This is a genomic window from Methylobacterium sp. 22177, assembly GCF_052045615.1.
Classification (GTDB): Bacteria; Pseudomonadota; Alphaproteobacteria; order Rhizobiales; family Beijerinckiaceae; genus Methylobacterium; species Methylobacterium radiotolerans.
In genome coordinates, this window is record NZ_JBQEPK010000039.1 from 1 (window position 1) to 24257 (window position 24257).

22 protein-coding genes and 2 pseudogenes are annotated in these 24257 nt (G+C 70.2%); 10 read left to right on the plus strand and 14 right to left on the minus strand.

What is annotated here, in order from left to right; all coding sequences use genetic code 11:
• From ACTJK8_RS25500 to ACTJK8_RS25530, 7 genes and pseudogenes are all read right to left on the minus strand, one after another.
• Positions 1-183: pseudogene (locus ACTJK8_RS25500) on the minus strand (flagellin); the annotation flags it as partial.
• A 503-nt stretch (positions 184-686) separates the two neighbouring features.
• Positions 687-841, minus strand: a pseudogene (locus ACTJK8_RS25505) (MucR family transcriptional regulator); the annotation flags it as partial.
• A complete protein-coding gene (locus ACTJK8_RS25510) occupies positions 835-1305 on the minus strand; it encodes a response regulator (RefSeq protein ID WP_440762723.1) in 471 nt (156 codons plus the stop codon). The pseudogene ACTJK8_RS25505 and the gene ACTJK8_RS25510, both read right to left, overlap by 7 nt.
• 1208 nt (positions 1306-2513) lie before the next feature.
• Positions 2514-2717: a hypothetical protein gene (locus ACTJK8_RS25515; RefSeq protein ID WP_053621627.1), complete on the minus strand. Its 204-nt coding sequence runs from the start codon at positions 2715-2717 to the stop codon at positions 2514-2516.
• Positions 2718-2992: 275 nt separating this feature from the next.
• Positions 2993-3667, minus strand: a complete 675-nt coding sequence (locus ACTJK8_RS25520) for a hypothetical protein (RefSeq protein ID WP_127991022.1) — start codon at positions 3665-3667, stop codon at positions 2993-2995.
• A 323-nt stretch (positions 3668-3990) separates the two neighbouring features.
• Positions 3991-4224, minus strand: coding sequence for an integrase arm-type DNA-binding domain-containing protein (locus tag ACTJK8_RS25525; protein WP_234742057.1), 234 nt, complete (start codon positions 4222-4224; stop codon positions 3991-3993).
• Positions 4221-4439, minus strand: coding sequence for a hypothetical protein (locus ACTJK8_RS25530; protein ID WP_440762724.1), 219 nt, complete (start codon positions 4437-4439; stop codon positions 4221-4223). The genes ACTJK8_RS25525 and ACTJK8_RS25530 overlap by 4 nt, the downstream gene beginning before the upstream one ends.
• A gap of 344 nt (positions 4440-4783) precedes the next feature.
• On the opposite strand from ACTJK8_RS25530, the gene ACTJK8_RS25535 reads away from it, so the two are divergent.
• Positions 4784-5056, plus strand: coding sequence for a hypothetical protein (locus ACTJK8_RS25535; RefSeq protein WP_043073783.1), 273 nt, complete (start codon positions 4784-4786; stop codon positions 5054-5056).
• Positions 5057-5304: 248 nt separating this feature from the next.
• Here the strand turns inward: ACTJK8_RS25535 and ACTJK8_RS25540 are convergent, their stop codons facing one another.
• The gene (locus tag ACTJK8_RS25540) at positions 5305-5598 is read right to left on the minus strand and encodes a hypothetical protein (RefSeq protein WP_182179961.1); all 294 of its coding nucleotides are present in this window, start codon (positions 5596-5598) and stop codon (positions 5305-5307) included.
• A gap of 584 nt (positions 5599-6182) precedes the next feature.
• On the minus strand, positions 6183-6695 hold the full coding sequence (locus ACTJK8_RS25545; RefSeq protein WP_012319461.1) for a CYTH domain-containing protein: 513 nt from the start codon (positions 6693-6695) through the stop codon (positions 6183-6185).
• Positions 6696-7335: 640 nt separating this feature from the next.
• Between ACTJK8_RS25545 and ACTJK8_RS25550 the strand changes: the two genes are divergently transcribed.
• The 4 genes from ACTJK8_RS25550 (at position 7336) to ACTJK8_RS25565 (ending at position 11798) form a co-directional block, all read left to right on the plus strand.
• Positions 7336-8652, plus strand: a complete 1317-nt coding sequence (locus tag ACTJK8_RS25550; RefSeq protein ID WP_076729531.1) for a quaternary amine ABC transporter ATP-binding protein — start codon at positions 7336-7338, stop codon at positions 8650-8652.
• The gene (locus ACTJK8_RS25555) at positions 8568-9419 is read left to right on the plus strand and encodes an ABC transporter permease (RefSeq protein WP_024829775.1); all 852 of its coding nucleotides are present in this window, start codon (positions 8568-8570) and stop codon (positions 9417-9419) included. Before ACTJK8_RS25550 ends, ACTJK8_RS25555 begins: the two co-directional genes overlap by 85 nt.
• A gap of 119 nt (positions 9420-9538) precedes the next feature.
• Positions 9539-10375, plus strand: a complete 837-nt coding sequence (locus tag ACTJK8_RS25560) for a glycine betaine ABC transporter substrate-binding protein (protein WP_029360967.1) — start codon at positions 9539-9541, stop codon at positions 10373-10375.
• 82 nt (positions 10376-10457) lie between these two features.
• Complete coding sequence (locus ACTJK8_RS25565; protein ID WP_440762725.1) at positions 10458-11798, plus strand: hypothetical protein; 1341 nt, start codon at positions 10458-10460, stop codon at positions 11796-11798.
• Between the two features lie 227 nt (positions 11799-12025).
• Here the strand turns inward: ACTJK8_RS25565 and ACTJK8_RS25570 are convergent, their stop codons facing one another.
• On the minus strand, positions 12026-13060 hold the full coding sequence (locus ACTJK8_RS25570) for a GlxA family transcriptional regulator (protein ID WP_440762726.1): 1035 nt from the start codon (positions 13058-13060) through the stop codon (positions 12026-12028).
• A 206-nt stretch (positions 13061-13266) separates the two neighbouring features.
• On the opposite strand from ACTJK8_RS25570, the gene ACTJK8_RS25575 reads away from it, so the two are divergent.
• The 5 genes from ACTJK8_RS25575 to ACTJK8_RS25595 are packed head-to-tail and all read left to right on the plus strand — an operon-like array spanning position 13267 to position 19773.
• The gene (locus ACTJK8_RS25575) at positions 13267-14520 is read left to right on the plus strand and encodes a sarcosine oxidase subunit beta family protein (RefSeq protein ID WP_012319455.1); all 1254 of its coding nucleotides are present in this window, start codon (positions 13267-13269) and stop codon (positions 14518-14520) included.
• 34 nt (positions 14521-14554) lie between these two features.
• The gene (locus ACTJK8_RS25580) at positions 14555-14851 is read left to right on the plus strand and encodes a sarcosine oxidase subunit delta (RefSeq protein WP_012319454.1); all 297 of its coding nucleotides are present in this window, start codon (positions 14555-14557) and stop codon (positions 14849-14851) included.
• Positions 14851-17838 (plus strand): sarcosine oxidase subunit alpha family protein, encoded by a 2988-nt coding sequence (locus tag ACTJK8_RS25585; protein WP_440762727.1) that lies wholly within the window; start codon positions 14851-14853, stop codon positions 17836-17838. The genes ACTJK8_RS25580 and ACTJK8_RS25585 overlap by 1 nt, the downstream gene beginning before the upstream one ends.
• Entirely contained in the window at positions 17831-18424 is a 594-nt protein-coding gene (locus ACTJK8_RS25590; protein WP_024829779.1) for a sarcosine oxidase subunit gamma, read from the plus strand. The genes ACTJK8_RS25585 and ACTJK8_RS25590 overlap by 8 nt, the downstream gene beginning before the upstream one ends.
• Positions 18421-19773, plus strand: coding sequence for an L-serine ammonia-lyase (locus tag ACTJK8_RS25595; protein WP_440762728.1), 1353 nt, complete (start codon positions 18421-18423; stop codon positions 19771-19773). Before ACTJK8_RS25590 ends, ACTJK8_RS25595 begins: the two co-directional genes overlap by 4 nt.
• Positions 19774-19837: 64 nt before the next feature.
• On the opposite strand, the gene ACTJK8_RS25600 is transcribed toward ACTJK8_RS25595, so the two are convergent.
• From ACTJK8_RS25600 to ACTJK8_RS25615, 4 genes are read right to left on the minus strand one after another with little or no spacing between them, the layout of a single operon-like run.
• Positions 19838-20350 (minus strand): prolyl-tRNA synthetase associated domain-containing protein, encoded by a 513-nt coding sequence (locus ACTJK8_RS25600; RefSeq protein ID WP_024829781.1) that lies wholly within the window; start codon positions 20348-20350, stop codon positions 19838-19840.
• 8 nt (positions 20351-20358) lie between these two features.
• On the minus strand, positions 20359-21141 hold the full coding sequence (locus tag ACTJK8_RS25605) for an electron transfer flavoprotein subunit beta (protein ID WP_070999569.1): 783 nt from the start codon (positions 21139-21141) through the stop codon (positions 20359-20361).
• Complete coding sequence (locus ACTJK8_RS25610) at positions 21138-22361, minus strand: electron transfer flavoprotein subunit alpha/FixB family protein (protein WP_440762729.1); 1224 nt, start codon at positions 22359-22361, stop codon at positions 21138-21140. The genes ACTJK8_RS25605 and ACTJK8_RS25610 overlap by 4 nt, the downstream gene beginning before the upstream one ends.
• Positions 22358-24253, minus strand: coding sequence for a DUF3483 domain-containing protein (locus ACTJK8_RS25615; RefSeq protein WP_440762730.1), 1896 nt, complete (start codon positions 24251-24253; stop codon positions 22358-22360). The genes ACTJK8_RS25610 and ACTJK8_RS25615 overlap by 4 nt, the downstream gene beginning before the upstream one ends.
• Positions 24254-24257: the final 4 nt, after the last annotated feature.

A 24257-nucleotide genomic window follows, 5' to 3' on the forward strand; every position in this document is an offset into this window, starting at 1 on the left:
GTTCAGGCTCGAGGAGCGGCCGTCGAGGGCCTGAGAGGTGAAGAAGTTGGTCGGGTTGTCGAGGGCGGAGTTGACCGTCTTGCCGGTGGCGAGGCGGTTCTGCGTGGTCGCCATCAGCTGGGCGGTGTCCTGCAGCGAGAGCAGGTTCTGGCGCGTGGCGGCCGACAGGGTGATGGAGGACATGAACTGTTTACTTCCTGGCTGGTTCCACCGATTCGCGGTGAAAGCATTAACCAGAGCCGCGGGTTTACCCTGGGTTAATCACAGACACATTTCAGCAAAGTTTTGTCGGCTGAAACAGGACTGACAGGCGCGAGCCAACATCTTAGCCACTTACGATAAATCAGAAGCCGATGGATTTTACCACTGGTTGCAATTTTGATCATAAATGATCGACCCTGATTCAGCGCCGATCCGCGCCACTGCTACTGTCGCCGCTCCCAACGACCACTCTTCAGATCTTGAATCTGACCAAGGTCAAACAGAGCCGAGTGGAGCCCCTCGCCGATCATCGACAGACGGGGTCACGTCGACCGCATCTTGCAGTGCAGGCAGACTGATGGCTCAGTGGTCAGCGAGCTGCCCCGGAACGTCACCCGGTGGCGCTCCGCGGCGGCGGCGCGCCACGCGTCGACGCTGCTCTAGTCAGGCGAGATAACCCTCGACGAGGTTTGGCGCTTCTGGATCTACGCTTTTCCTGCGGTTCGAGCGGCCGAGCGGTTGACGTGACGGCTCTGCAAGCTTGTAGCGATGGCAGATCGTCTCTCCGAATAGCCGGGAGCCACCATCGGGTAGTCGTAAGGAGGCCCCACTTCGCCCGGTACGTCTCCGGGGTCAGGCCAACCAGTCCTTCAAAGGATCAGGTTTCTGACCGTCTGGAAGCATCTGCTTGAGCCTGTCGCGCACCACTTCCGCGTTGAAGGGCTTGCCGACGAAATGCGCCCCCTCCGGCATCTCGCCGGGACCAGGCTTATGACGCCCCGAGGCTACCAGAATGCTCACGTGAGGCCAGTGTTGGGCAGTCTCGCGTGCCAGCCCGAAGCCATCCATCGCTCCCGGCATATTCACGTCGGTGAAGAGGACGACGATCGAGACATGGTGCCCGTGTAGCACCGCTAGGGCTTCCTCGGCGTTCTCGGCCTCGAAGGTCCGAAATCCCGCATCCTCCAAGATGTCGAGCGCGGTCATGCGGACCAGCACGTCATCGTCGACAACGAGGGCGTAGGGCCGACGATCTGTTGGACTCGGATCCATGCCCTGCCTGCGGCCTGAGGTGGTCGTGGCCACTGGCCCGACAATCTGCATTTGAAGACGCGCGATTGACTACGAAGGGCCCGCACTTCCGATCTAGGTAATCATGCCTGATCCTACGTCAGAGCGGGTTGGCGGCTGATCTGTGAGACGGCGGGAAGCGCGTCTTCCGCGGGCGCTGCACCGGATCCCTCTTGGTGTTGATTAGATCGGCTTCAGAGACTTGGCGTCCGTCCGGATCGCGCACAGTGATGTCACTGTACCCCGTGGCCAAAAAATCTCGCAGCTTCTCAAGCGCCCAGTGTGCAGTCGGGCATTGACAGGTCACGCTGCCATCAGCCCGCATGCTACGGGCTTCATAGACGAGGCGTGCGTTCATCATACATCAATCCCAGCAGCGCCTAATATCGCGCGCTGCTTCACGATGCTGATGCGATATGTGCGGATGGCTTGATCTACGTCGCTCGCGCCAGGATCGCTCCCATTACGGAGGGTCGCCGCTGTTATAGCGAGGGCTTCAATCACCTGTTCGTCCAGCGCAATTGTCAGCGCAATTCGGCGACGGAGGCGATCGGCCCGGATATCGGTAGTTCTTTTTGGCTCCGACATAGCTGCCCAACGGCTATTTGGGGCAATTGTTCGCGGTGAAAATGCGATGGAGCGCTATCAGACATTTCTGAGTGAAGCGCACGAAGAAGCCCGCGCCGGGGTCGGGCGGGCCTTTCTAGATTCAAGCCTCGGGGGATGTGGGGCCCAATCTGGGTAATGATAACGCGTTCGTCAGCGATGGAAGCCCCGCGCGGCGGTGCCGGCGGGGCTGGAGGAGGCGCACGCAGATGATGGCGCTCAGCGGCTACTTGCTGCTGCCGCCACCGCCGCCGCCCTGAGGAACAGCGCGCTCAGGCTGGTTGGCATTCCCGGCGGACGACGAGCTGTTAGAAATCGTGTCGGCCGGCTGCCCGGTTGGTGAAGCCGTCACGGCGCCATTGCTACCGGTCGTGCTGTTCTGCGGCGCGACTACGCCCGGCGCGCCAGGAGCGGAGGGTGTAGCGGGAGTCGCCGCGGGAGCCTGTGCAGAGGCCCCGCCTGCGAGGAGGCTGAAGACGGCGGCGGCTGCGAGAACGCGATGGCGCATGAGACCCTTCCTTCGAGTTGAAGGCTGACAAACGCGCTCGCTTGAGAGTTGGTTCGATAGCACGAAGCCAAGGCAGGCTCGAAAGAGCCCCGCGCGGCCGGGCCGGCGGGGCTTCGATGGCGCTATCTTAATTCGCAGCAGCCCTTTGCGCCTCCTCGACCACCCGCACGACTTCCGCGGCGGCCGGGACCTTCTCGGGCTGGAGGATCGACGGGGTCATCTTCAGCATAGACACCACCTCGACGAGAGCTCCGATCTGATCCGGGCCGAACTCCTTCAATCCCCTGGATAAGCACCGCAGGAGCTTCTCGCCGGCGTCGACCTTGGACACGAATGCATCTGGCTGCCTGATATTATGAAGCGCCATGTTGGCGAAGGTCGAGCAACTTCGAGCTGATCGGCGTTCAGGTCCAGCTTCTTGATATCCTCTGGGGCTGGGCGCTTGTAGTAAACCGACCCTCATGACGCATCGCCTCGCTCCACTTGGCCGAACAGCCTGAAACGATGAAGGGCGCATCGGCGGAGGCCAATGCGCCCGAGGGGACCGGCGAGGACGTTGCGGGCTTCGCTGCCCGCTCGGCGCGCCTTGTCGGCGGCTTGGCGATCTCAGGCGGCCTCGGCGACCTGCGCCAGCACCGGCGGGATCGCCAGATCGAAGCGGGCGAAGATCTCGTCCCAATCCGAGTCGTTCCCGGCCCAGGTGTTGGCCGTCCTGTCCAGCGGGATGAGATGCACGCGCGGATCGGCCGCTGCGTCCGCTTCGAGCTGCGTGAACTGCGGCAGGTAGACGAAGGCCATCTCGAACGGCAGCGCCGGAAAGCGGCTCGCCAGATAGGTGCAGAGGTCGTTGATCTCGGAGATCTTCATGACCTCAGGGTCATTCATGTAGGGCCATGCTCGCGCCTCCCCGTGGTGACCGAGAAAGCGGACAAAAAGCGTTGGCGTCGGCTCGCTCAACATGGATACCATCTTGTTGAACTTGTGTGCGAGCTTGCTCTTTCCTGTCTCTAATGCTTCTTGAGTAATATAGGGGATGACGTTCGCGTCACGCGGGAACTCGTGGTGATAAGAAACGCCGTAATTTTGGCAAATAATCTCAAATTTATTCACGGCGACATCGCTGCACAGGTGCTTGCCCTGCGTTTCGAAGATAGAGCGAACGGCGGAGAAAGGCGTAACCAGCCAGTCGAATAGACTTTTAGGCTGACCCGGGAAGCATCGGTTGATCTGGTGCGTGACTTGGCAGAGCGCACCCAGGCTTACAATCCGCTCGAAGCGCATAGAACATCGTTCCGATTGTGCATTTCGATACGCACAGGTTTTCCACTAACCGAGGGAATGCTCGGCCATTGCCCATGGAACAGCGCCGAAAACGCCGCGGCCACGAGCGAATGTTCAGTTTTGTACCTAGCGGTTGACGCGGATTCAGCGTTGCAACTTAAAGATTCAATCGCAAGGCCGTGAACGGGAAAACCCCGCGTGGCAGCGGCCAGCGGGGCTCATCGGTTGTGAGGTGTTGTGCCGAAGACACGTTGTAGTTGGGTTGCGCACAACCTAACGGGTTCATTGGGCACGAAAAACCGCCGCGGCCGGAGCCGGGCGGTTCAGGTGGTCTCGCAGATGTCCAGATTTCCGAGGGCCACCAAGGCGCGGTCCTTCGCGGGTTGCTTCTCGGCGTGCGGGTCCTCGCCCAGCTTCGCCCGCGCCAATCGTTCGCTCGCCGCCCGCCGTACATCGGTAGCCGCGAGCAGTCCGACGCGACCGAGGGTCTCCCGCTTGGTCAGACCGATGGCATTGCGGTATTGGACGATCCACTGTCGCGATCCGCCTGCGCTCACTCGCAGACCGAAGCCGTGAGATCGTCGTCGAACACGACGAGGCGATCCTCTCCGGCCGGGAACTGCGCGGCGGCGGCGGTCTGATTGGTGAGGCGCATTCCGGTAAGCACCCGGTAAGTAGGCGGAGCGATTTCAGCGGTGCCCGACGTTCGACAATCAGAGGGTACATCGAATTTCGAGAGCGCGATCACGCTGTCGACGGCGCCGGTAAGCACGACATGCGTGTCCTGGTGCCCGGAGCCTAGTCCTCTTGATCAGCGGGTCCTAGGTTCGAACCCTAGTGCGCCCACCAAGCCTTCCAGGCACGTTGCCGAGCCTCGCGGCATCAAACCCCTCGGGTCTTCTACGCAGCCGGCACGTCGGACAGCGGCGGCGCGCGAAACGCGATCTCGACTTGTCGGAGCCGTCCCGGTTAGCTGCCGGGGCGTGGATCGTCGGGGCAGGAGGGCGCCATGACGGGACTTCGGCTGCGCGTGCCCGTCGCTGGGTGTGGTCCCCGCGTCGATCGCGCGGGCGCGGCACCCCGGCCCTCTCGCGGGCACAGCGGTGGGGAAGCGGAATGACGTCCACGGCTCTCGCCGTCATGATGGCCGGCGTGCTGGGTGCCTTCTGCACGATCGTCTTCGCGGTCGACTGGGTGCCCGGCTCCGTCGTCGGATTGCCGAACCTGCCGAGCCGGCGCGTGATCGGCCTGTGGCTCTACAACGGCGCTCTGTGCCTCGCCCTGGCCGCCTGGCTGGTCTGCACGTACTTCTGCACCGTCGACGGCTACGACGACATTCCCGCGGTGCGCGACAGCTACTGCAAGCCGCGCGCGACGATCGACGCGTGATCGCTCCTGTTCCGGATGCGGCGGGGTGCCGGGGCCCGTAGCGGCGCGGCTCTCGGCGAGTCCCGCCAGGGTCATGGCCCCTTCCGGTGTCCCAAGTCGGAAGGAGGCGCCCGCGGCCGAGACAGCCGCGCCTCGAGCCCGCCCCCGGACCGAAGTCGGGGCTCGGGCTCGGGCTCGACTCGGACTCGGACTCGGACTCGGACTCGGACTCGGCGAGCGTCCCCGTCTCAGCCCGATCGGGAACAGCTCTAGCTCAGCTTGTCGTCGGGCTCGGTGGGCTCCACGCTCGGGCCCAGCGCGCCGCCCGCGGCCGCCTCGGTCCGGCCGTGCTGGTCCCGGTTCGGGACCCCACCGGGCTGCGGGCTGCGCCTGTCATGCGGGTGCATCGCGCGACGGTCGGCGCGGGCCATCTCCTTGTGGGTCGGGATGTACCGCCAGGGCGCCGGCGCAGTCCCCAGGCGAAGCACTGACGGGGACCGTGTCAGAAACACCGCGAGCAGCACCCACGGAATGACGAACACGGCGAAGGCGGTGAGGCCCATGACGATTCCTCGGAGAGTTCAACAGTAACAGTTGAAACTCCGACCGCTCAGTACTGATCCCATTAGCGCCGCACCAATCGATACTGCACCGCAACGCGGCCTTCGAGCTTCGCCACGCAGAACACCGCCGTATCGGCCTGGGAGAACGACGGATCTGCGCGGTGCGGCGCGGGACGCGTGCCAGCCGCGGCGGCGCGCATCCGCCGGTTCGGCGTGCCCCGTGCGGGCTGCGGACCAGATTCGACGGGCCACCGGCCGAGCCGCATCGCCGCCGATCGCGAGGTCCTCAAGCAGATGCGGCGCCGTGCGGCTGGCCGCAGCCGCGGCGGCGATCTCGGGCCGGCCCGCGACCACGACGGTGCCGCCCGGGTCGCCGCCGGCTCGCCGAGGACGTTGAGTGTTTGGCCGCGCTGCCCGCGCGGCGAAGCGTCGGCGAATCGCCGCCGGACTCGGTCGAGTCACGGATCTCGTCCGCGCGCGGCGGCGGACGGTGATCCTCACCTGGTCGAGGCGTTGGGCTCACGGACTCAGGTCAAGTACGGCCAGGGTCACCCGCGCGGCGCGACCGGACGCCTGCCCGACCGCTACGCGGCGACCGGCAGCCGCAAGACGTCGTCCATCGTGATCGGCCGGCCGGCCTCGCAGCAGAGATGCAGCAGGGTCGACTGGCGGAACCGCAGGTCGCCGGTCACCTCCTCGCCGAGCCAGGCGGGCTTGGCGAAGGACTGATCGGCCCGCGCAAGCTCGACTTCGGCCAGGACCATCCCGGCCAGCGAGCCCTGGAAGACGTCGACCTCCCAGGTCAGCCCGTCGTGCGGCACGCAGTACCGGATCTTCTCGATCACGTTGCCGGTGCACACCTGATCGACCATGGCGGCACCGTCGGCATGCGGGATCTCGTACTCGAACTCGGCGCGGGCGATGCCGTCGCGGGCGCCCTTGACCGTGAGCCAGGCCCGCTCACCGTCGAGGCGCACGCGGACCTTCCCCCGCGCGAAATGACCGACCAAGCCGTCCTTCAGCGGCCGAATGGATGTGGCCGCCGCGCGCCAGCCATCGCCTGCCACGAGGAACTTTCGCTCGATCTCTAACCGCATCCAAGCGCCCATTGCTTCGGCCGGACGCCTCGTAGCCCATCGCGGCCGCCGAGTCAGGCGCACGGCGATCTCCGGTGCGGACGCGCGGGAGCGGCCCCGATACCGGCACCGCGCGCGGGCGGACACCCGACCGACGCGGCGGCGTCACCCACGAGGGCGCCCGATCGGCGACGGCCCGCTCGGATCGCCGGGACGGTGGGCGTCAGACCTCGACGACCGGTGCGCGCCGGATACGGCGTGCCAGCGTCGCAGCGCGCATCGGCGGCGTCTCTGATTGCCGCGGGTCCGACGACGCCGCGACCGGGCGCGGACCGCGCCGCCTTCGCGACCGAGTCGATGCCCGCCGGACCGCGCACGTGGAGAGACCGCGCCGCGGGCGGTGGACCTGCGAAGGAACGCGGCTGTTCCTGCACAATAAGTTCTCAGGTCTGTCTAAATCGGTGCCAATGCTGCAGTGCATTGTGAATTCATGACGGTAAAATTCCGGACGTGTCGTCTTCGAGCCAGAAAGCGTCGCAGGAAGGCAAGCCCGTGAGAGGCCCGCCGCTAGCTTTTCATTGTCATTGATAAAAGGCTCGTCCAGCCCAGGGCAACAAGCGCCGACAGAGAAAATGCAATAGATCGTAGAGGTCGTAACCACATGGGTCGTATTACCTTAGCGGGAGTGAGCAAGATCTTCGGCGCCAATCATGCCGAGGCCATCGCGCTGATCTCCGAAGGGAAACGGAAGGCCGACATTGCCCGGACATGTGGCGCGGTCGTCGGACTCTGCGACATCTCTTTCGACGTGGTCGAGGGCGAGATCCTGGTCCTCATGGGACTGTCCGGGTCGGGGAAATCGACCCTGCTGCGCTGCATGAACCGGCTCGTGGAACCGACCTGCGGACGCATCCTGGTCGACGACGTCGACGTCACGCGCCTCGGCCGGAAGGATCTGCTGGCGTTCCGGCAGAAGACCTTCGGCATGGTCTTCCAGCACTTCGCCCTGCTGCCGAACCGCACCATCCTGTCGAACGTCGCGTTCGGTCTGGAGATCAAGAGACTCCCCCTCCAGCAGCGCAACGACCGCGCGATGGAGGCCATCGCCCTCGTCGGCCTGAAGGGCTGGGAGCACAAGTATCCGCACGAGCTCTCCGGCGGGATGCAGCAGCGGGCAGGCCTCGCCCGCGCCCTCGCGGCCGATGCCGACATCCTGCTGATGGACGAGGCCTTCAGCGCCCTCGACCCGCTGATCCGCCGCGACATGCAGGCCGAGCTGAAGGACCTCCAGCGCACGCTCAGGAAGACGATCGTCTTCGTCTCCCACGACCTCGACGAGGCCGTCGCGCTCGGCGGGCGCATCGTCCTGATGAAGGACGGCGAGGTGGTGCAGATCGGCCAGCCCGAGGAGATCGTGGCGCGGCCCGCGACGGACTACGTCGAGCGCTTCGTGGAGCATATCGACCTGTCCGCGGTCATGCGGACCGAGCACGTGGCGAACCGGGCCGCCGTCGTCCTGGCGCCGACGCTCACCGTGGCCGAGGCGCGCGCGACGGTCGCGGCGGATGACGCCGAGTCGTGGTGCGTGGCCGATCCGGAGGGCCGCTTCGTCGGCCGCGTCCGGCGCGACAGGCTCGCCGCCGCCCGTACCGGCGAGACCGTGTCGGGCCTCCTCGATCGCGATCCGGTCACCGTGCCGGCGGGAACCTGTCTCGACGCGGTGATGAGCCGGGTCGCCGACGAAGGCGCCGTGGCGGTCGTCGCCGAGGACGGGCGCCTGATCGGCACGCTCACGAGCCGGGACATCGTCCGCGCCCTGGCGGCGCGCCCGGGCACGCACGGTCGGCCGACCCTCAGCGCCGCCCCCCTTCAAAAGCCCACAGGAGCGGAAGGATGGACTGGAACGTCCCGAAATTTCCCCTCGACACGCTCAGCGACGACGGGCTCGATTGGCTCACCGACCATGGCGCTTGGCTGACCCGCGCCGTCAGCCGCTCGGTCTCGAACGGGATCGACACGCTGACCGCGGCCCTCGTCTCGGTGCCGCCCTGGGCGGTCATCGCGGTGGCGGCCCTGGCGACCTACAAGGTCGGGGGGCGCAAGGTCGGGCTCCTGACGCTCGCCGGCCTGCTGTTCCTGTGGGATCTCCGGCTCTGGCAGTCCACGGTCGAGACCCTGGTCCTCGTGAGCCTCGCGACCGTGATGGCGCTCCTGATCGGGATCCCGGTGGGCATCTGGTTCGCCCTCAGCCGGTGGGCCTGGAAGGTGTTCTCGCCGGTGCTGGACATGATGCAGACGCTGCCGAGCTTCGTCTATCTCATCCCGGCGCTGCCCTTCTTCGGCCTCGGCGCGGTCTCGGCCTGCTTCGCGACCATCATCTTCTCCGTGCCGCCCGTGATCCGTCTCACGACGCTCGGCATCCGCAACGTGCCGACGGAACTGATCGAGGCGTCCGACGCCTTCGGCGGTTCGGCGACGCAGAAGCTCCTCAAGGTGCAGTTGCCGCTCGCGCTGCCGACCATCATGGCCGGCGTCAACCAGACGATGATGCTCGCCCTGTCCATGGTCGTCATCGCCGCGATGATCGGGGCCGGAGGCCTCGGGCGCGAGGTGTGGCAGTCGATCCAGCGCCTCGAGGCGGGCGCCGGCTTCGAGGCCGGGCTCGGCATCGTGATCCTCGCCGTCATCCTCGACCGCTTCACCCAGGCCCTCGCCGCGCGCGCCCGCCCGCACGGCTCGGCCTGACGGACGCCGCGCCGCCGCCGAAGCCGCCGCCCCGGCTGCTCGCGGCGCCCGGTACCGCCGGGCGCCACCCTGTCGCGCGCCGATTCTCGAAGCTCCGTCCCGCCCTGAAAGGTCCAGTGATGCGCGTTCGAACCCTCAGCGCTCTCCTCTGCTTCGCGCTCACCCTGAGCCCCGCCGAAGCTGCCGGCAAGCAGGTCCGCCTCGCCTACGTGGAATGGGCCGACGCCGTCGCCGCGACGACGATCCTCAAGCAGGTGCTGGAGGAGAAGGGCTACACGGTGAAGACCGTCCCGCTCGCGGCCGCCGCGATGTGGCAGGCGGTGGCCACGGGCGACGCCGATGCCAGCGTCGCCGCGTGGCTCCCGGTGACCCAGGCCGCCTACCACGACAAGCTCAAGGACCGCCTGGAACTGCTCGGACCGAACGTGACCGGGGCGAAGATCGGCTGGGTGGTCCCCGCCTTCTCGCCGCTCACTTCCATCGAGGATCTCAAGACCCGGGCCGCCGAGGTGGACGGCAAGGTGATCGGCATCGACCCGGGAGCCGGGGTGATGAAGAGCTCGGAGGCCGCGATCAAGGCCTACGGCCTGCCGGTTCGGCTCGTGGACGGCAGTGACGCCACGATGACCAGCGCCCTCAAGAACGCGATCCGGCAGAGGAAGGACGTCGTCGTCACCGGCTGGACGCCGCACTGGATGTTCGCCCGCTACGAGCTGAAATACCTCACCGACCCCAAGAAGGTCTTCGGCGAGGACGAGAGCGTCAACACCATCGTCCGCAAGGGCCTGAAGGACGACCTCCCCGAGGTCTACGCCATCCTCAGGAAGTTCAAGCTCGGCATCAAGGACGAGGAAGCCATGATGGCGCAGAACGAGGAGCGCGGCGCCAAGCCGGACGAGACCGCCGCGAAGTGGATCGCCGGGCATCGGGCCACCGTCGACAGCTGGCTGAAGTAAAATCCAGCCTGAAACCGATAAAAAAATACCAAAAAATGCCCGCCAGGGGATCTACGACGACCTAAAATCCGGGGGCACGACGATGATGAAAGGATTCAGCGCGATCCTGGCTGCCTGTACGGCTGCCACGATGCTGTGCGGTACGGCGCCCCGCGCTCGGGGGCAGAACGGGCAGGCACAGAGCGGGCAGCCGCAGGGCGCACAGGAGATCGACGCTGAGCCGACGCGGCTCAACCGGGAGCAGCCGGTGGCGGTGCCCGATCCGACACCGGTCCTGGCCACGAGCCCGTCCGAGAAGTTCACCTTCGGTGGGGCGATCCGCGCCCGCTACGACTGGCGGTTCGACGACGTCGACCGGGCCGGGGCGCCGAAGGCCTCGGAACATCTCGACTTCGACACCCTGGCTCTGAAGGCGGCCTACGATTCCGAGACGATCTTCGGCGCCGCCCAGTACCGTTTCTACGGCGGCAGCTCGATCTACGGACCGCGCAACGGCTACCGCGGCTTTCCGGGCGAAGTCAGCTTCCCGCTCTACGCCTATCTCGGCTACAAATTCACCAGGGAAGACAGCGTCACGGCGGGCATGAACCAAGTGCCGTTCGGCCTCGTGCCGTATTTCGGCGCCAGCTTCATCGAGACCCTCGGTTTCACGATGGGACTCGAGGAGGTCTACAACCTCGGCGTGAAATACGCGCACGTCGAGCCGGAATTCAACTATCAGCTCGCCTATTATCCGGGCGCCAATCCCAACGCGGTCGGCGCCAGCGTCGACAGCGCCCGCTACTCGACCAACATCGTCAAGGCCGACAGCTACGTGCTGGGCGGCAGCCGCAACGCCGAAGAGAACATGGTCATCGGTCGCGCCGAGTACTTTCTCGTCAAGAACGACGTCACCTCGTTCGCGATCGGCGGCTCGCTCTGGCACTCCGACGTCTACAATTTCGACACGCGGTCGACCGGATCGAAGCAGCTCGAAGGCGTGCACGTGCTCGGCACCTCCGGGCCCTGGGGCTTCAAGGCGATCTACGTCCGCCAGGACATCAACCCGAAGAACCCGACCCGCAGCGACCAGATCACCGTCGGCGGCTTCGACTTCTCGTACAATATGGCGACGCACGGCAACTTCGTCTCGGCCGAGGTGACCTACAAGATCGCGGACCCGATCGGCCCGTTCACGGCGGTCCCGTACTTCGGCTACAGCGCCTATTACAAGGACAAGGCGAGCTTCAGGACGAGCGAGCGCTTCATCCTCGGCAGCGCCTGGACCCTGACCGCCGACCCCAACCTCGTGATCTACACGGAGGGGGTGTTCGGTCGGAACGACCCCTACGTCGGCGCCGGCCAGTTCAACAGCGGCCTCGCCCTGGGCGGCGACAACCGCTGGAAGTCCCGCTTCATCATGAGCATCGGCTACTATTTCTGACCGAACTGGGCGCGCCCGTTCCGGGCGCGTCCGTCCCTGCCGGCGACAGCAGGAACGAGCCTTCGATCGCCTGGCTCCTCGGGAACCAGGACAAGGTCACACACAGGCTGCGGCACGGTCCTCGACGGAACAACCTGACGCCGCACAGTCTCCGCGGACAGGATACCCCGCATCGCCGCCCCGAGGCGCGTCCGGGGCGCAGTGACTGCCGGACGCGCCTGCCTGGCTCAGGCTCCCGCCTTCGCGAGCACGACCTGCGCCGCGCCCGGCCCGCGCCCGACCGCGCCGCCGACGAGCTTGCGCTCCGCGCTCGGCGGGCGCCCGAAATGGTCGACATAGGCCTTCGAGAAGTGCGATGCCGAGGCGAAGCCGCACTCGATGGCGATGCTGAGCAGCGGCATCGCCGTCTGGCGGATCAGGTGGCGGGCGTGCTCGAGGCGGATGCGCAGGTAGTGCTTCGCGGGCGAGCGACCGAGATACTTCAGGAACAGCCGCTCGAGCTGGCGCTTCGACAGGCGCACCGAATCCGCCAGCTCCTGGCTGCCGAGGGGCTCGGCGAAGGTCTCCTCCATCAGCCCGACCACGTGCAGGAGCTTGGGATGCGCCACGCCGAGGCGCATGCGCAGGTCCATCCGCTGCCGCTCGCCGGCCTCGCGGATGCGGTGATGGATCAGCTGCTCGGCGACGTTCGAGGCCAGGTCCGGCCCGTGCTCGCACATGATCAGCGAGAGCATCATGTCGGCCGCCGCCGTGCCGCCCGCGCAGGTGAAGCGGTTGCGGTCGATCTCGAACAGGTCCGAGCCGATCTCCAGGGCATCGTGCTCCGAGGCGAGGCTCGCGAGATTCTCCCAGTGGATCGTCGCCCGGTACCCGTCGAGGAGCCCGGCCTTCGCCAGCACGTAGGTCCCGGTGCAGACGGCCCCGATCGCCGCGCCGCGGGTGCCGCTGCGGCGCAGGCTCGCGTTCAGCGCCCGGTGGTCGTGCCGGTGGATGTCGATGCCGCCGCAGACGATGAGCATGTCGAGGCTCTGCGCCTCACCGAACGCGCCGGACACCTTGACCTCGACGCCGTTCGAGGCGGTGCAACCGTCCCCGCGCTCCGACCAGAGAGAGTAGCGGTAGAGCTCCCGGCCCGCGGCCCGGTTGGCGAGGCGCAGGGGCTCGATGGCCGACGAGAAGGCGATCATCGAGAACTGGGCGACGAGCATGAAGCCGACCGATGTCGTCTCCGACGCCCGACATGCCGCGCTGATCTGGTTCATCGACGTCCCCCGGGGACAGATTAGCCGAGAACCATTCAAAGGTAAGTCCGCGCCGATCACAACCGGCTGAGGCGCGAAACACCCTCTGAATCCGGGAGCGGAAGAGCGGCCGGGCTCGGCGTCGCAAATCTCAAACTCGCGGTCGCCGTCGAGAAAGCCGGCCCCGGTCGTCGCGCCGATGATCGATCATCCAAGGGGGCTCACCGATGCGCCGCTTCTCCCTCACATCGCTGCTCTCGGAATCGCTCCGGGGCCACCAGGGCTGGGGCCGTCAGTGGCGGGATCCGCAGCCGAAAGCGGCCTACGACGTCGTCATCGTCGGCGGCGGCGGCCACGGCCTGGCGACGGCCTACTACCTCGCGGCCGTCCACGGCATCACCAACGTCGCCGTGCTGGAGAAGGGCTGGATCGGAGGCGGCAATACCGGCCGCAACACCACGATCATCCGCTCCAACTACCTCTACGACGAGAGCGCGGCCCTCTACGAGCACGCCCTCAAGCTCTGGGAGGGCTTGGCGCAGGAACTGAACTACAACGTGATGTTCTCGCAGCGCGGCGTGCTGATGCTCGCGCACAACATCCACGACGTTCAGAGCTTCAAGCGGCACGTCTACGCCAACCGGCTCAACGGCATCGACAACGCGTGGCTGTCCAAGGAAGCGTGCAAGGACTTCTGCCCGCCCCTCGAGATCGGCGGCCACCTCCGCTACCCGGTGCTCGGCGGCGCCCTGCAGCGCCGGGCCGGCACCGCCCGGCACGACGCGGTCGCCTGGGGCTACGCCCGCGGCGCCGACGCCCGCGGCGTCGACATCATCCAGAACTGCGAGGTGAAGGGCATCCGCCGGGACGCCTCGGGGGCGGCGATCGGTGTCGAGACGACCCGCGGCTTCATCGGCGCCGGCCGGATCGGCGTCGTCGCCGCCGGCCACACCTCGACGGTCATGGCGATGGCCGACGTGCGGATGCCCCTGGAGAGCTACCCGCTCCAGGCCCTGGTCTCGGAGCCGGTCAAGCCGGTCTTCCCCTGCGTGGTGATGTCGAACGCGGTCCACGCGTACATCTCGCAGTCCGACAAGGGCGAGCTCGTCATCGGGGCCGGGACGGACCAGTACACCTCCTACAGTCAGCAGGGCGGGCTCCACATCACCACCCACACCCTCGACGCCATCTGCGAGCTCTTCCCGCAATTCACCCGGATGCGGATGCTGCGCTCCTGGGGCGGCATCGTCGACGTCACGCCCGACCGCTCGCCGATCATCGGGAAGACGCCGGTGCGGAACCTGTTCGTCAATTGCGGGTGGGGCACGGGCGGCTTCAAGGCCACGCCGGGCTCGGGCCACGTCTTCGCCCACACCCTCGCGACCGGCGCGCCCCACGCGATCAACGCGCCCTTCACCCTCGACCGCTTCCGCACCGGGCGGCTCATCGACGAGGCCGCCGCCGCGGCCGTCGCGCACTGACCGGCGACCACCCGTCCCAGCGAGGAGACGCCCGATGCTGCTGATCGCCTGTCCGTATTGCGGGAACCGACCCGAGACCGAGTTCCGCTGCGGCGGCCAGGCGCATGTCGCCCGGCCGGCCGATCCCGCCGCCCTCGACGACGCGGCCTGGGCCGAGCACCTGTTCGTGCGGGCGAACCCGCGCGGCATCCACGCCGAGCGGTGGAACCACGCCCACGGCTGCGGGCGCTGGTTCAACGCCCTGCGCGACACCGTGAGCGACCGCTTCCTCGAGACCTACCCCGCGGGCGCAGCGCCCTCCCGTTCCACCGACACCGAGGCGAGGGCGTGATGGCACAGCCGTACAGACTGGCCCGGGGCGGCCGCATCGACCGCGCGCGGCCGGTCCGATTCAGCTTCAACGGGCGCACGGTCGAGGGCTACCAGGGCGACACCGTCGCCTCGGCCCTGCTCGCCAGCGGCATCCACCTCGTCGGACGCTCGTTCAAGTACCACCGGCCCCGCGGCATCCTGAGCCACGGCCCCGACGAGCCCAGCGCCCTGCTGTCGGTGGATCGCGGCCCCGGCCGGGTCGACCCGAACAACCGCGCCTCGGTGGTCGAGCTGCGCGAGGGCCTCAGGACCCGGTCGCAGAACCACTGGCCGTCCCTGCGCTACGATGTCGGCGCGGTGAACGACCTGCTCTCGCCGGTCTTCGTCGCCGGGTTCTACTACAAGACCTTCATGTGGCCCCGGAAGTTCTGGGACCGGGTCTACGAGCCGTTCATCCGTGCCGCCGCCGGTCTCGGCAGGGCCCCGGCCGAGGCCGACCCGGACCGCTACGCCAACCGCCACGCCCATTGCGACGTCCTGATCGTCGGCGCCGGGCCGGCCGGCCTCGCGGCCGCCACGGCGGCGGCGAGGACCGGCAAGCGGGTGATCCTCGCCGACGAGGGCGCGGAGCCCGGCGGCAGCCTCCTGCACGACGTGACCTCCGAGATCGACGGCCGCCCGGCCGCGGAGTGGCTGAAGGCCGCCCTCGCCGACCTCGACGGGCGGGAGAACGTCATCCTGCTGCCGCGCACGACGGCGTTCGGCTACTACAACCACAACCACGTCGCGCTGGCCGAGCGGGTCACCGACCACCTGCCCGCCGGGTCCGCGACGGCGCCGCGCGAGCGGCTCTGGCAGGTCCGCGCCGGCGAGGTCGTGCTCGCCGGCGGCTCGCACGAGCGGCCGCTGGTCTTCGCCGACAACGACCGGCCGGGCATCCTGCTCGCCGAGAGCGTGCGGGTCTTCATCAACCGCTACGGCGTCCTGCCGGGACGGCGCATCGTCTTCGCGACCAGCGGCGCCTCGGCCTACGTCGCGGCCCTCGACGCCAAGCGGGCGGGGGCCGACGTGACCGTGGTCGACCTGCGCCTCGAGGCCGATTGCGGGCCCGACCCGGCACGCCTGCGGGCGGCCGGGATCACCGTCCTGACCGGCCACACGGTGGTCGGGTCCAGGGGCCGGGCGCGCGTCACGGGACTGCTCGTGGCGCCGATCGGGAGCGACGGGCGGGTCGGCGCCCGCCGCCGCCTCGCCTGCGACTGCGTGGGCATGTCGGGCGGCTGGACGCCCGCCGTCCACCTGTTCTCGCAGTCCCGCGGCAAGCTCGCCTACGATCCCGCCCGCGACGCCTTCCTGCCCGCGACCTCGGCCCAGGCCGAGCGCTCGGCCGGGGCGGCCAGGGGCACCTACGACCTCGCGGCCTGCCTCGCCGAGGGCGACGCGGCGGGCGCGGCGGCGGCCGGCGCGACGGAGCGGCGCGCCTTCACGGCGACGCCGACGCCGACCGGTTTCCAGCCGGTGCGGATCATGCCGACCGACGCCGACCCCACGAAGCTCCGCGCCTTCGTGGACTTCCAGAACGACGTCACCGCGAAGGACATCAAGCTCGCGGTGCGCGAAGGCTTCCATTCGATCGAGCACGTGAAGCGGTACACCACGACCGGCATGGCGACCGATCAGGGCAAGACGTCGAACATGAACGCCCTGGGCATCGTCGCCGGGCAGCTCGACAAGGCGCTCCCAGGGGTCGGGACCACGACCTTCCGGCCGCCCTACACCCCGGTCACCTTCGGGACCCTCGTCGGCCCGGCGCGCCACGCCCTGTTCGACCCGATCCGCACCACGCCGATCCACGGCTGGGCGGAGGCCCACGGCGCCCTGTTCGAGAACGTCGCCCTGTGGCGGCGCGCCTGGTACTTCCCGCAGCCGGGCGAGGACCTGCACGCGGCGGTCGCCCGCGAGTGCAGGGCCGTGCGCGAGGGCGTCGGCCTCTTCGACGCCTCGACGCTCGGCAAGATCGAGATTGTCGGCCCGGACGCGGCCGAGTTCATGAACCGCCTCTACATCAACCCCTGGGCGAAGCTCGAGCCGGGCCGCTGCCGCTACGGCCTGATGCTCAAGGAGGACGGGTACATCCTCGACGACGGCGTCGTGGCGCGCGTGTCGCCGGAGTGCTTCCACGTCACGACCACCACGGGCGGCGCCGCCCGGGTGCTGGCCCACATGGAGGATTACCTCCAGACCGAGTGGCCGGACCTCCAGGTGTTCCTGACCTCGACCACGGAGCAGTGGGCGGTGATCGCCCTCCAGGGCCCGAAGGCGCGGGAGGTGATCGCGCCGCTCGTCGAGGGCATCGACCTGTCGCCGGAGGCGTTCCCGCACATGGCGATGCGCTCCGGCACGATCTGCGGCGTGCCGACCCGCCTGTTCCGGGTCTCGTTCACCGGCGAGCTCGGGTTCGAGATCAACGTCCCGTCGGACCACGCGCTGGCGGTCTGGGAGGCGCTCATGGACGCGGGGCGGCCCCACGGGATCACTCCCTACGGGACCGAGACGATGCACGTGCTCCGGGCCGAGAAGGGCTACATCATCGTCGGCCAGGAGACGGACGGAACGGTCACCCCGGACGATGTCGGCCTGTCCGGCATGATCGCCAAGGCGAAGAGGGACTTCGTCGGCAAGCGCTCACTCGCCCGGCCCGACGTGGTCGCCTCCGGCCGCAAGCAGCTCGTCGGGCTCGTCACCGACGACCCGAGATGTGTCCTCGACGAGGGCGCCCAGATCGTCGCCGACCCGAACCAGCCGATCCCGATGCGGATGCTCGGCCACGTCACGTCGAGCTACTGGAGTGCGAATTGCGAGCGCTCCATCGCGCTGGCCCTCGTGGCGGGCGGGCGCGACCTGCTCGGCCGGACCCTCCACGTCACGACCCCGGACGGCTTCACCACCGCCACCGTGGCCGAGCCGGTGTTCTTCGATCCCAAGGGGGAGCGCATCCATGCTTGAGGCCCGCTACCGCACCGCCCGGGCGCACCCGCTCGGCCGCGCCGACGCTCCGGCGCCGGTCGGCGCCGGTCTCCTGATCCGGCCGGCCGCGGCCGAGGCGCGCTTCGCCCTGCGCCTGCGCGGTCCCCTCGGATCGGCGGCCGGCCTCCCCCTCGACCGCCCGATCAACACCCTGTCGGTCGACGCGACCCGCTGGATCGCCCGCCTCGGTCCCGACGAATGGCTGATCGGCGCGCCCGAACCCGATGCCGACATCCTGGCCGCCGCCGTGACCGCCGAACTCGCCGGCCGGGCGCACGCCCTCGTGGACGTGTCGCACCGCAATGTCGGGATCGACGTCCGCGGGGTCGCGGCCGCGATCGCCCTCAATGCCGGCTGCCCCCTCGACCTCGGCGACGCCGCCTTCCCGGCGGGCAGCGCCACCCGCACGCTCCTCGGCAAGGCCGAGATCGTGCTGATCCGTCGCCCCGGCCCGGTCCCGACATACCGGGTTGAGTGCTGGCGGTCCTTCGCGACCTACGTGTATGGCTTGCTGCAGGAGGCCGCCTTCGGGGCCGGCCCGCTGGAGAGAGCCGCCGCGCGATGATCAGCGCCTTCGATCTGTTCAAGATCGGCATCGGCCCGTCGAGTTCCCACACGATCGGACCCATGGTGGCCGCGCGCCGCTTCCGCGACCGCGTCGCCGGCCGGCCCGGGCTCGCGCGGGTGAGCGCGGAGATCTTCGGCTCCCTCGCCTGGACCGGGCGCGGCCACGGCACCGACGTGGCGATCTTCCTCGGCCTGCTCGGCCACGAGCCCGCGACCGTCGATCCGGACGCCGTGGCGGGCTACACGCGGGCCCTCGCCGAGACCGGCGCCATCGGCCTGCCGGGCGTCGCCTTCGACACGACGAAGGACCTGCTGTTCAACTTCACCGAGGTCCTGCCCGGCCACACCAACGGCATGCGCTTCCGCGCCCACGACGCCGGCGGCGCCGTGCTGGACGAGGTGGTCTGCTACTCTATCGGCGGCGGCTTCGTCGAGGAGGAGGGCGCGGCGGAGACCGCCGGGCTCGACGCCGTCGCGGTGCCCCACCCGTTCGAGAGCGGCGCCGACCTGCTGCGGATCTGCGCCGAGACCGGCCTGACCATCCCGCAGGTCCAGATGGCCAACGAGCGCGCCCTGCGCACCGAGGCCGAGATCGAGGCCGGGCTCGACGCCGTCCGCGACGCCATGCTGGCCTGCATCGCCCGAGGCCTGCGCATGGACGGCGAGCTGCCCGGCGGCCTCAAGGTCCGGCGGCGCGCGAAGCGCCTGCACGAGACACTCGACGCGAACCGCCTGACGAACAGCCGGCCGGCCCACGAGATCATGGACTGGATCAGCCTGTTCGCCCTGGCGGTGAACGAGGAGAACGCGTCCGGCGGCCGGATCGTCACGGCGCCGACCAACGGCGCGGCCGGGATCGTGCCGGCGGTGCTGCGCTACATCGTCGACTTCTGCCCCGGCTGGACCGAGACCCGCGGCCGGGACTACCTCCTGGCCGCCGCCGCGATCGGCGGTCTGATCAAGCGCCGGGCCTCGATCTCGGGCGCCGAGGTCGGCTGCCAGGGCGAGGTCGGCTCCGCGGCCGCCATGGCGGCCGCCGGGCTCGCGTCCGTCCTCGGGGGCGACGCGCGGCAGGTCGCCAACGCCGCCGAGATCGCCATGGAGCACCATCTGGGCATGACCTGCGACCCGATCGGCGGGCTCGTCCAGATCCCCTGCATCGAGCGCAACGCCTTCGGCGCCAACAAGGCGGTGGCGGCCGCCTCCCTCGCCCTCCACGGCGACGGGGTGCACTTCGTGAGCCTCGACCAGGTCATCGAGACGATGCGCCAGACCGGGCACGACATGCAGGCCAAGTACAAGGAAACCTCCCTGGGCGGTCTCGCGGTCAACGTCGCCGCCTGCTGAGCGCGACCTCCCGCGCCGGCCGCGCGCCCTGGAGCGCGGGGCCGCCGATCCCGCCAGGGCGGCGTCAGGCCGCCTGCGCCGCCTCGGGCAGCGCGAACGGTTCCGGCATGTGCCCCTCCGCGCGGAGCGCGGCCAGCAGGTCGTCCGGCGTGAGATTGAGGGTGCGCGTGCTCACGAGGGGATGGACGTTGATCCGCGCCGCCGTGAGCAGGCTGTCCTGGATGAAGATCCTCACGCGGCCCGGCGCGGCGTTGAGGGCGGCGAGCGGCGAGACCGCGCCGCTCGCGACGCCGAGCTGCTCGCCGAGCGCCTCGGCGCTCGCGAAGGACAGGCCGCCCCGCGCGCCGAGGACTGTCCGGAACGCCTTCAGGTCCACCTGGGCGTCGTGATGGAGCGTGACGAGGAAATACGTCCTCTTCCCGTCGCGCAGGAACAGGTTCTTGGTGTGCGCCCCGACGATGTCGCCGCAGGCCGCCATCATCGCCTCGACGGTCAGGACCGCCGCGTGCTCGTAGAGCTTGTAGGCGACCCCGCGCTCGCGCAGACGGGCCAGGAGATCGTCGGAGGTCAAAGGCATCGGGCTCCTCATCGGGGTTCGCGGGTTGGTGGCGCGAGGACGCCGATCCGGCGCAGGTGCGCCAGGATTTCCCGGGCGGCCTCGTCGGGCTCGGGCCGGACGAGGAGGCGCCCGCCGCCGGACGCGGCCTCGCCGGTCGCCGCCCTGAGCCGCTCCGCCGCCGAGCCGCCGGACGGCGCACCTTTCACGAGTTTCGGCCGGCGGCGATAGGGGCGTTCCTCGAGGGCCGGGACGGGGGCGGCCGACGGGTCCGGGTCGCCCGCGACGGTCTCGATGGCGCCGCGCCGCGCCTGCCCGTAGGCGAACGGGAGCGGCGCGGGCGCGTCGGGATGGAGCGTGGCCAGGACCGGCCCGCGCAGGGTCACGCGGCGGCGGGCGCCGCGGCCGAGGGTCTGGTCGAGGGACAGGTCGCCCGCGTCGCCGACCGCGAGGGCGACGACGTCGGGGATCAGGAGGCAGTCGAGGGCCTGCGCGAGCGCGTAGGGAACCATCCCGGTCTCGTCGCCCCCCTGGCCGCGACGGCCCGCGAGGATCAGGGCGGGCGCCATCGCCGCCAGGCGGGCGGAGAGCGCCGGCACCGGATCGACTTCAGCCGGCAGGGGGACGTGCACGATCCGGGACAGGCCGTGGCCCAGGGCGTCCGCGACGGCGGCCGCGTCCGGCCCGGCGTGGAGGCCGACGGCCTCGCCGAGGCCCGTCGCGAGGCGGATCGCCTGGGCCTCCAGCCGCGGCAGGACCGTCGCGCCCGAGACCGGATGCCGCCCGGCGGAGAGGAGCACGACGCTGATCATGGGCTGCCCTCCGGGCGCGCGGCCTCCTCGGCCAGCAGCCGCAGCAGGGCGGGCATGACGGCCTGCGCGTCCTGCACGATGGCGAGGCCCGCCCGCTCGATCATCGCCGCGTGCAGGTCGGTGTTGACCGCCACGACGTGCTCGCAGTCCACGACGCCCTGCAGGTGCTGCGGCGCGCCCGAGATGCCGAGGGCGAAGTAGCAGGTCGCCGCCAGGACGGTGCCGGAGGCGCCGACCTGGGTCCGGCGCGGCATCAGCCCGGAATCGCACAGGACCCGGCTCGCGCCCGGGGTCGCGCGGAGCGCCGCGACGAGCTGCCGGAACGTGTCGAGGTCGGTGACGCCGTTGCCCGCGGCGGTGACGAACTCGGCGAGCGCGAGCGGCACCGTGGCCGGGTCGGCCGGGAGGCGCTGCGCCGAGCGGATCGCCGTCCCGGCCGGCGCGGGCTCCGCCATCGCGACCGCCAGCGGCCGCGCCTCCCGGGGCGGGCCGGCGTACTCGGCCACCGCGTCGGAGGCGACGGTGGCGAGCAGCCCCGGCGCCGCCCGCTGCTCGACGCTGCGGCCCCGCGCCGGGCGGATCAGCCCGGAGGCGGAGACGCCCTCGGCCTGGGTGAACAGCGGCGCGCCGAGCCGGACCGCGACCCGGCGGGCGACGTCGCCGCCGTCGAGGGATTCCGGGAACAGGACGTGCCGCGGACCGAGTGCGGTCAGGGCGGCGGCGATCCGGGCGGCCCGGCCGGCGGGATCGTAGGCGCGGTCACCGTCGCCGTGCGCGAGGAGACGGTCCGCGCCCGCCGCGCCGCATCCGGCGCAGTCGCCGGCGGCGAGCAGCACGACCGCGCCGTCGCGGCCCGCGAGGACCCGCGCGGCGCCGAGGAGCTGCCGGTCGTGGGTCGAGAGCCGGCCGCCGGCACAGTCGGGCACCGCGACGACGAGGAAGGCCGGGTCGTCCACCGTCACGACGACTGGCGCCGCCTGGGCCGGGCGGGCCGCCTGGACCGATACCGGCACCGCGGGGCGGTCCTGCTGGCTTACGTCGAAGCGCGGGCGGGCGGGGCCGGCGACGCGCCGGCCCTCGCGCTCGGCGCGCGGGTCGCGGCGCGGGCGGCCGCCGGCGGCCCGCGCCGCGCGGTCGAAGCGCGGCCGGTCTCCCGTGTCGCGGGGTGCGACGCGCTGGGCGGCCCGCTCGGCGCGGGGGTCGCGGCGCAAGCGGGTCATCGGCCCGCCTCCACGGCCTCGAGGAGCAGCTCCGCGATGTCGCGGATCTCGGCCTCGCGGTCGGTCACGCCCTCCAGCATCGCCGTGCAGGACGGGCAGGCGACCGCGACAGTTCCGGCACCGGTCTCGGCCGCCTGGGCCATCCGCAGGTCGGGGATGCGCCGCTCGCCGGGGATGTCGCTCACCGGGGCACCGCCCCCGCCGCCGCAGCACATGGCGCGGCGTCCGGAGCGGGCCATCTCGACGCGGGTCAGCCCGATCGCGTCGAGCAGAGCGCGGGGTGCCTCCGTCTCCCCGTTGTAGCGGGCGAGGTAGCAGGGGTCGTGATAGGTCACGGCCCGGTCCGGCAGGCGCCCCGGATTCAGGCGCCCGTCCCGGACCAGTTCCAGGAGGAACGCGGAGTGGTGCACCACCGGGTAGCGGGCGCCGAAGTCCGGGTACTCGTTGCGCAGGGCGTGCAGGGCGTGCGGATCCGCGGTGACGATGCGCCGGAAGCGGTGGCGGGCGAGCGTCGCGGCGTTCGTCCGGGCGAGGTCCTGGAAGGTCGCCTCGTCCCCGAGCCGCCGGGCGAGGTCGCCGGTGTCGCGCTCCTCCGGGCCGAGGACGGCGAAGTCCACGCCCGCCTCCCGCAGGAGCCGCACGAGGGCCCGGAGCGTGCGGCCGTAGCGGAGGTCGTAGGCGCCCTCGCCGAGCCAGAGCAGCACGTCGGTGCTCTCCCGGCCGGAGATCAGCGGGAGGTCGAGGCCGGCGGCGAAGTCGGTGCGGGCCCGGAGCGGCCGGCCGCCGGGATCGCCGGCCTGGCGCAGCTCCGTCACCGGGGCGACCGCCTTCTCGGGCAGGGCGCCGCGCTCCAGGGTCTCGTGGCGGCGCAGGGCCACCACCGCGTCGACGTGCTCGATCATCATCGGGCATTCCTCGACGCAGGCGCGGCAGGTCGTGCAGGACCAGAGCGTGTCGGGATGGATCCGGGCGTCGGGCCCGATCAGGCGGGCGAGGGGACCCCGCCCGCCCGCGGCCTCGCGGCCGCCCGGATAGGGCGCGCCGGCGTAGGCGGGCTCCGCCGGCGACAGGCCGGCGACGAGGTCCTGGATGAGCCGCTTCGGGTTGAGCGGCTGGCCGGCCGCGAAGGCCGGGCAGGCCGTCTCGCAGCGCCCGCAGCTGACGCAGGCGTCGTAGGAGAGCAGCCGGTTCCAGGTGAAGTCCGCCGGCGTCGCGACGCCGAGCCGCGGCGCTTCGAGGTCGAGGGGCTGGAGCGCGGTGTCCGGCCGCCCCGCGAAGCGGCCGGGCCGCGGATGGGCGACGAGGTGGAGGGCGCCCGCCGCGGCGTGACGCATCGGGCCGTGGCGCACCTCGAAGGCGAGGCCGAGGCCGCCGGCCGCCGCGAGCGCCAGGGCGACGGGGGCGAGGAGGCCGCCGCCGGTGGCCAGCGCCAGGGCCGTTACCGCGCCGCCGAGGGCGTAGGCGACGAGCAGGACGGGCAGGATCTGGAAACGCCCGGCCGAGAGGCGCGGCGTCCGGCGCGGGTAGCGGCGGGCGCCGACGAGCAGCGCGCCGGCGGCCGTGACGGCGAAGGCGAGGGCGACGAGGATCCAGTAGGGCGCGAACCCGCCCAGCGGCGGCAGGATCGCCAGGGCCGTCAGGACCGAGGCCACGAGCAGGCCGCCCGCCACCACCGCGTGCATCCGCGACGCGTAGGCGTCCCGCGCCACGACGTTGTGCACGTCCACGAGGTAGCGCCGGGGCAGCTTGGCGAGGCCCTCGAGCCACGCCACCGGGGCGGTCGCGCCGGCCCGCCAGAGGATCGCCCGGCGCGCGACCTGAACGAGGGCCAGCGCCGCCATCGCCCAGACGAGGCCGGGGAAGACGGTGGCCAGGGAGACGGGACCGGCCATGGCT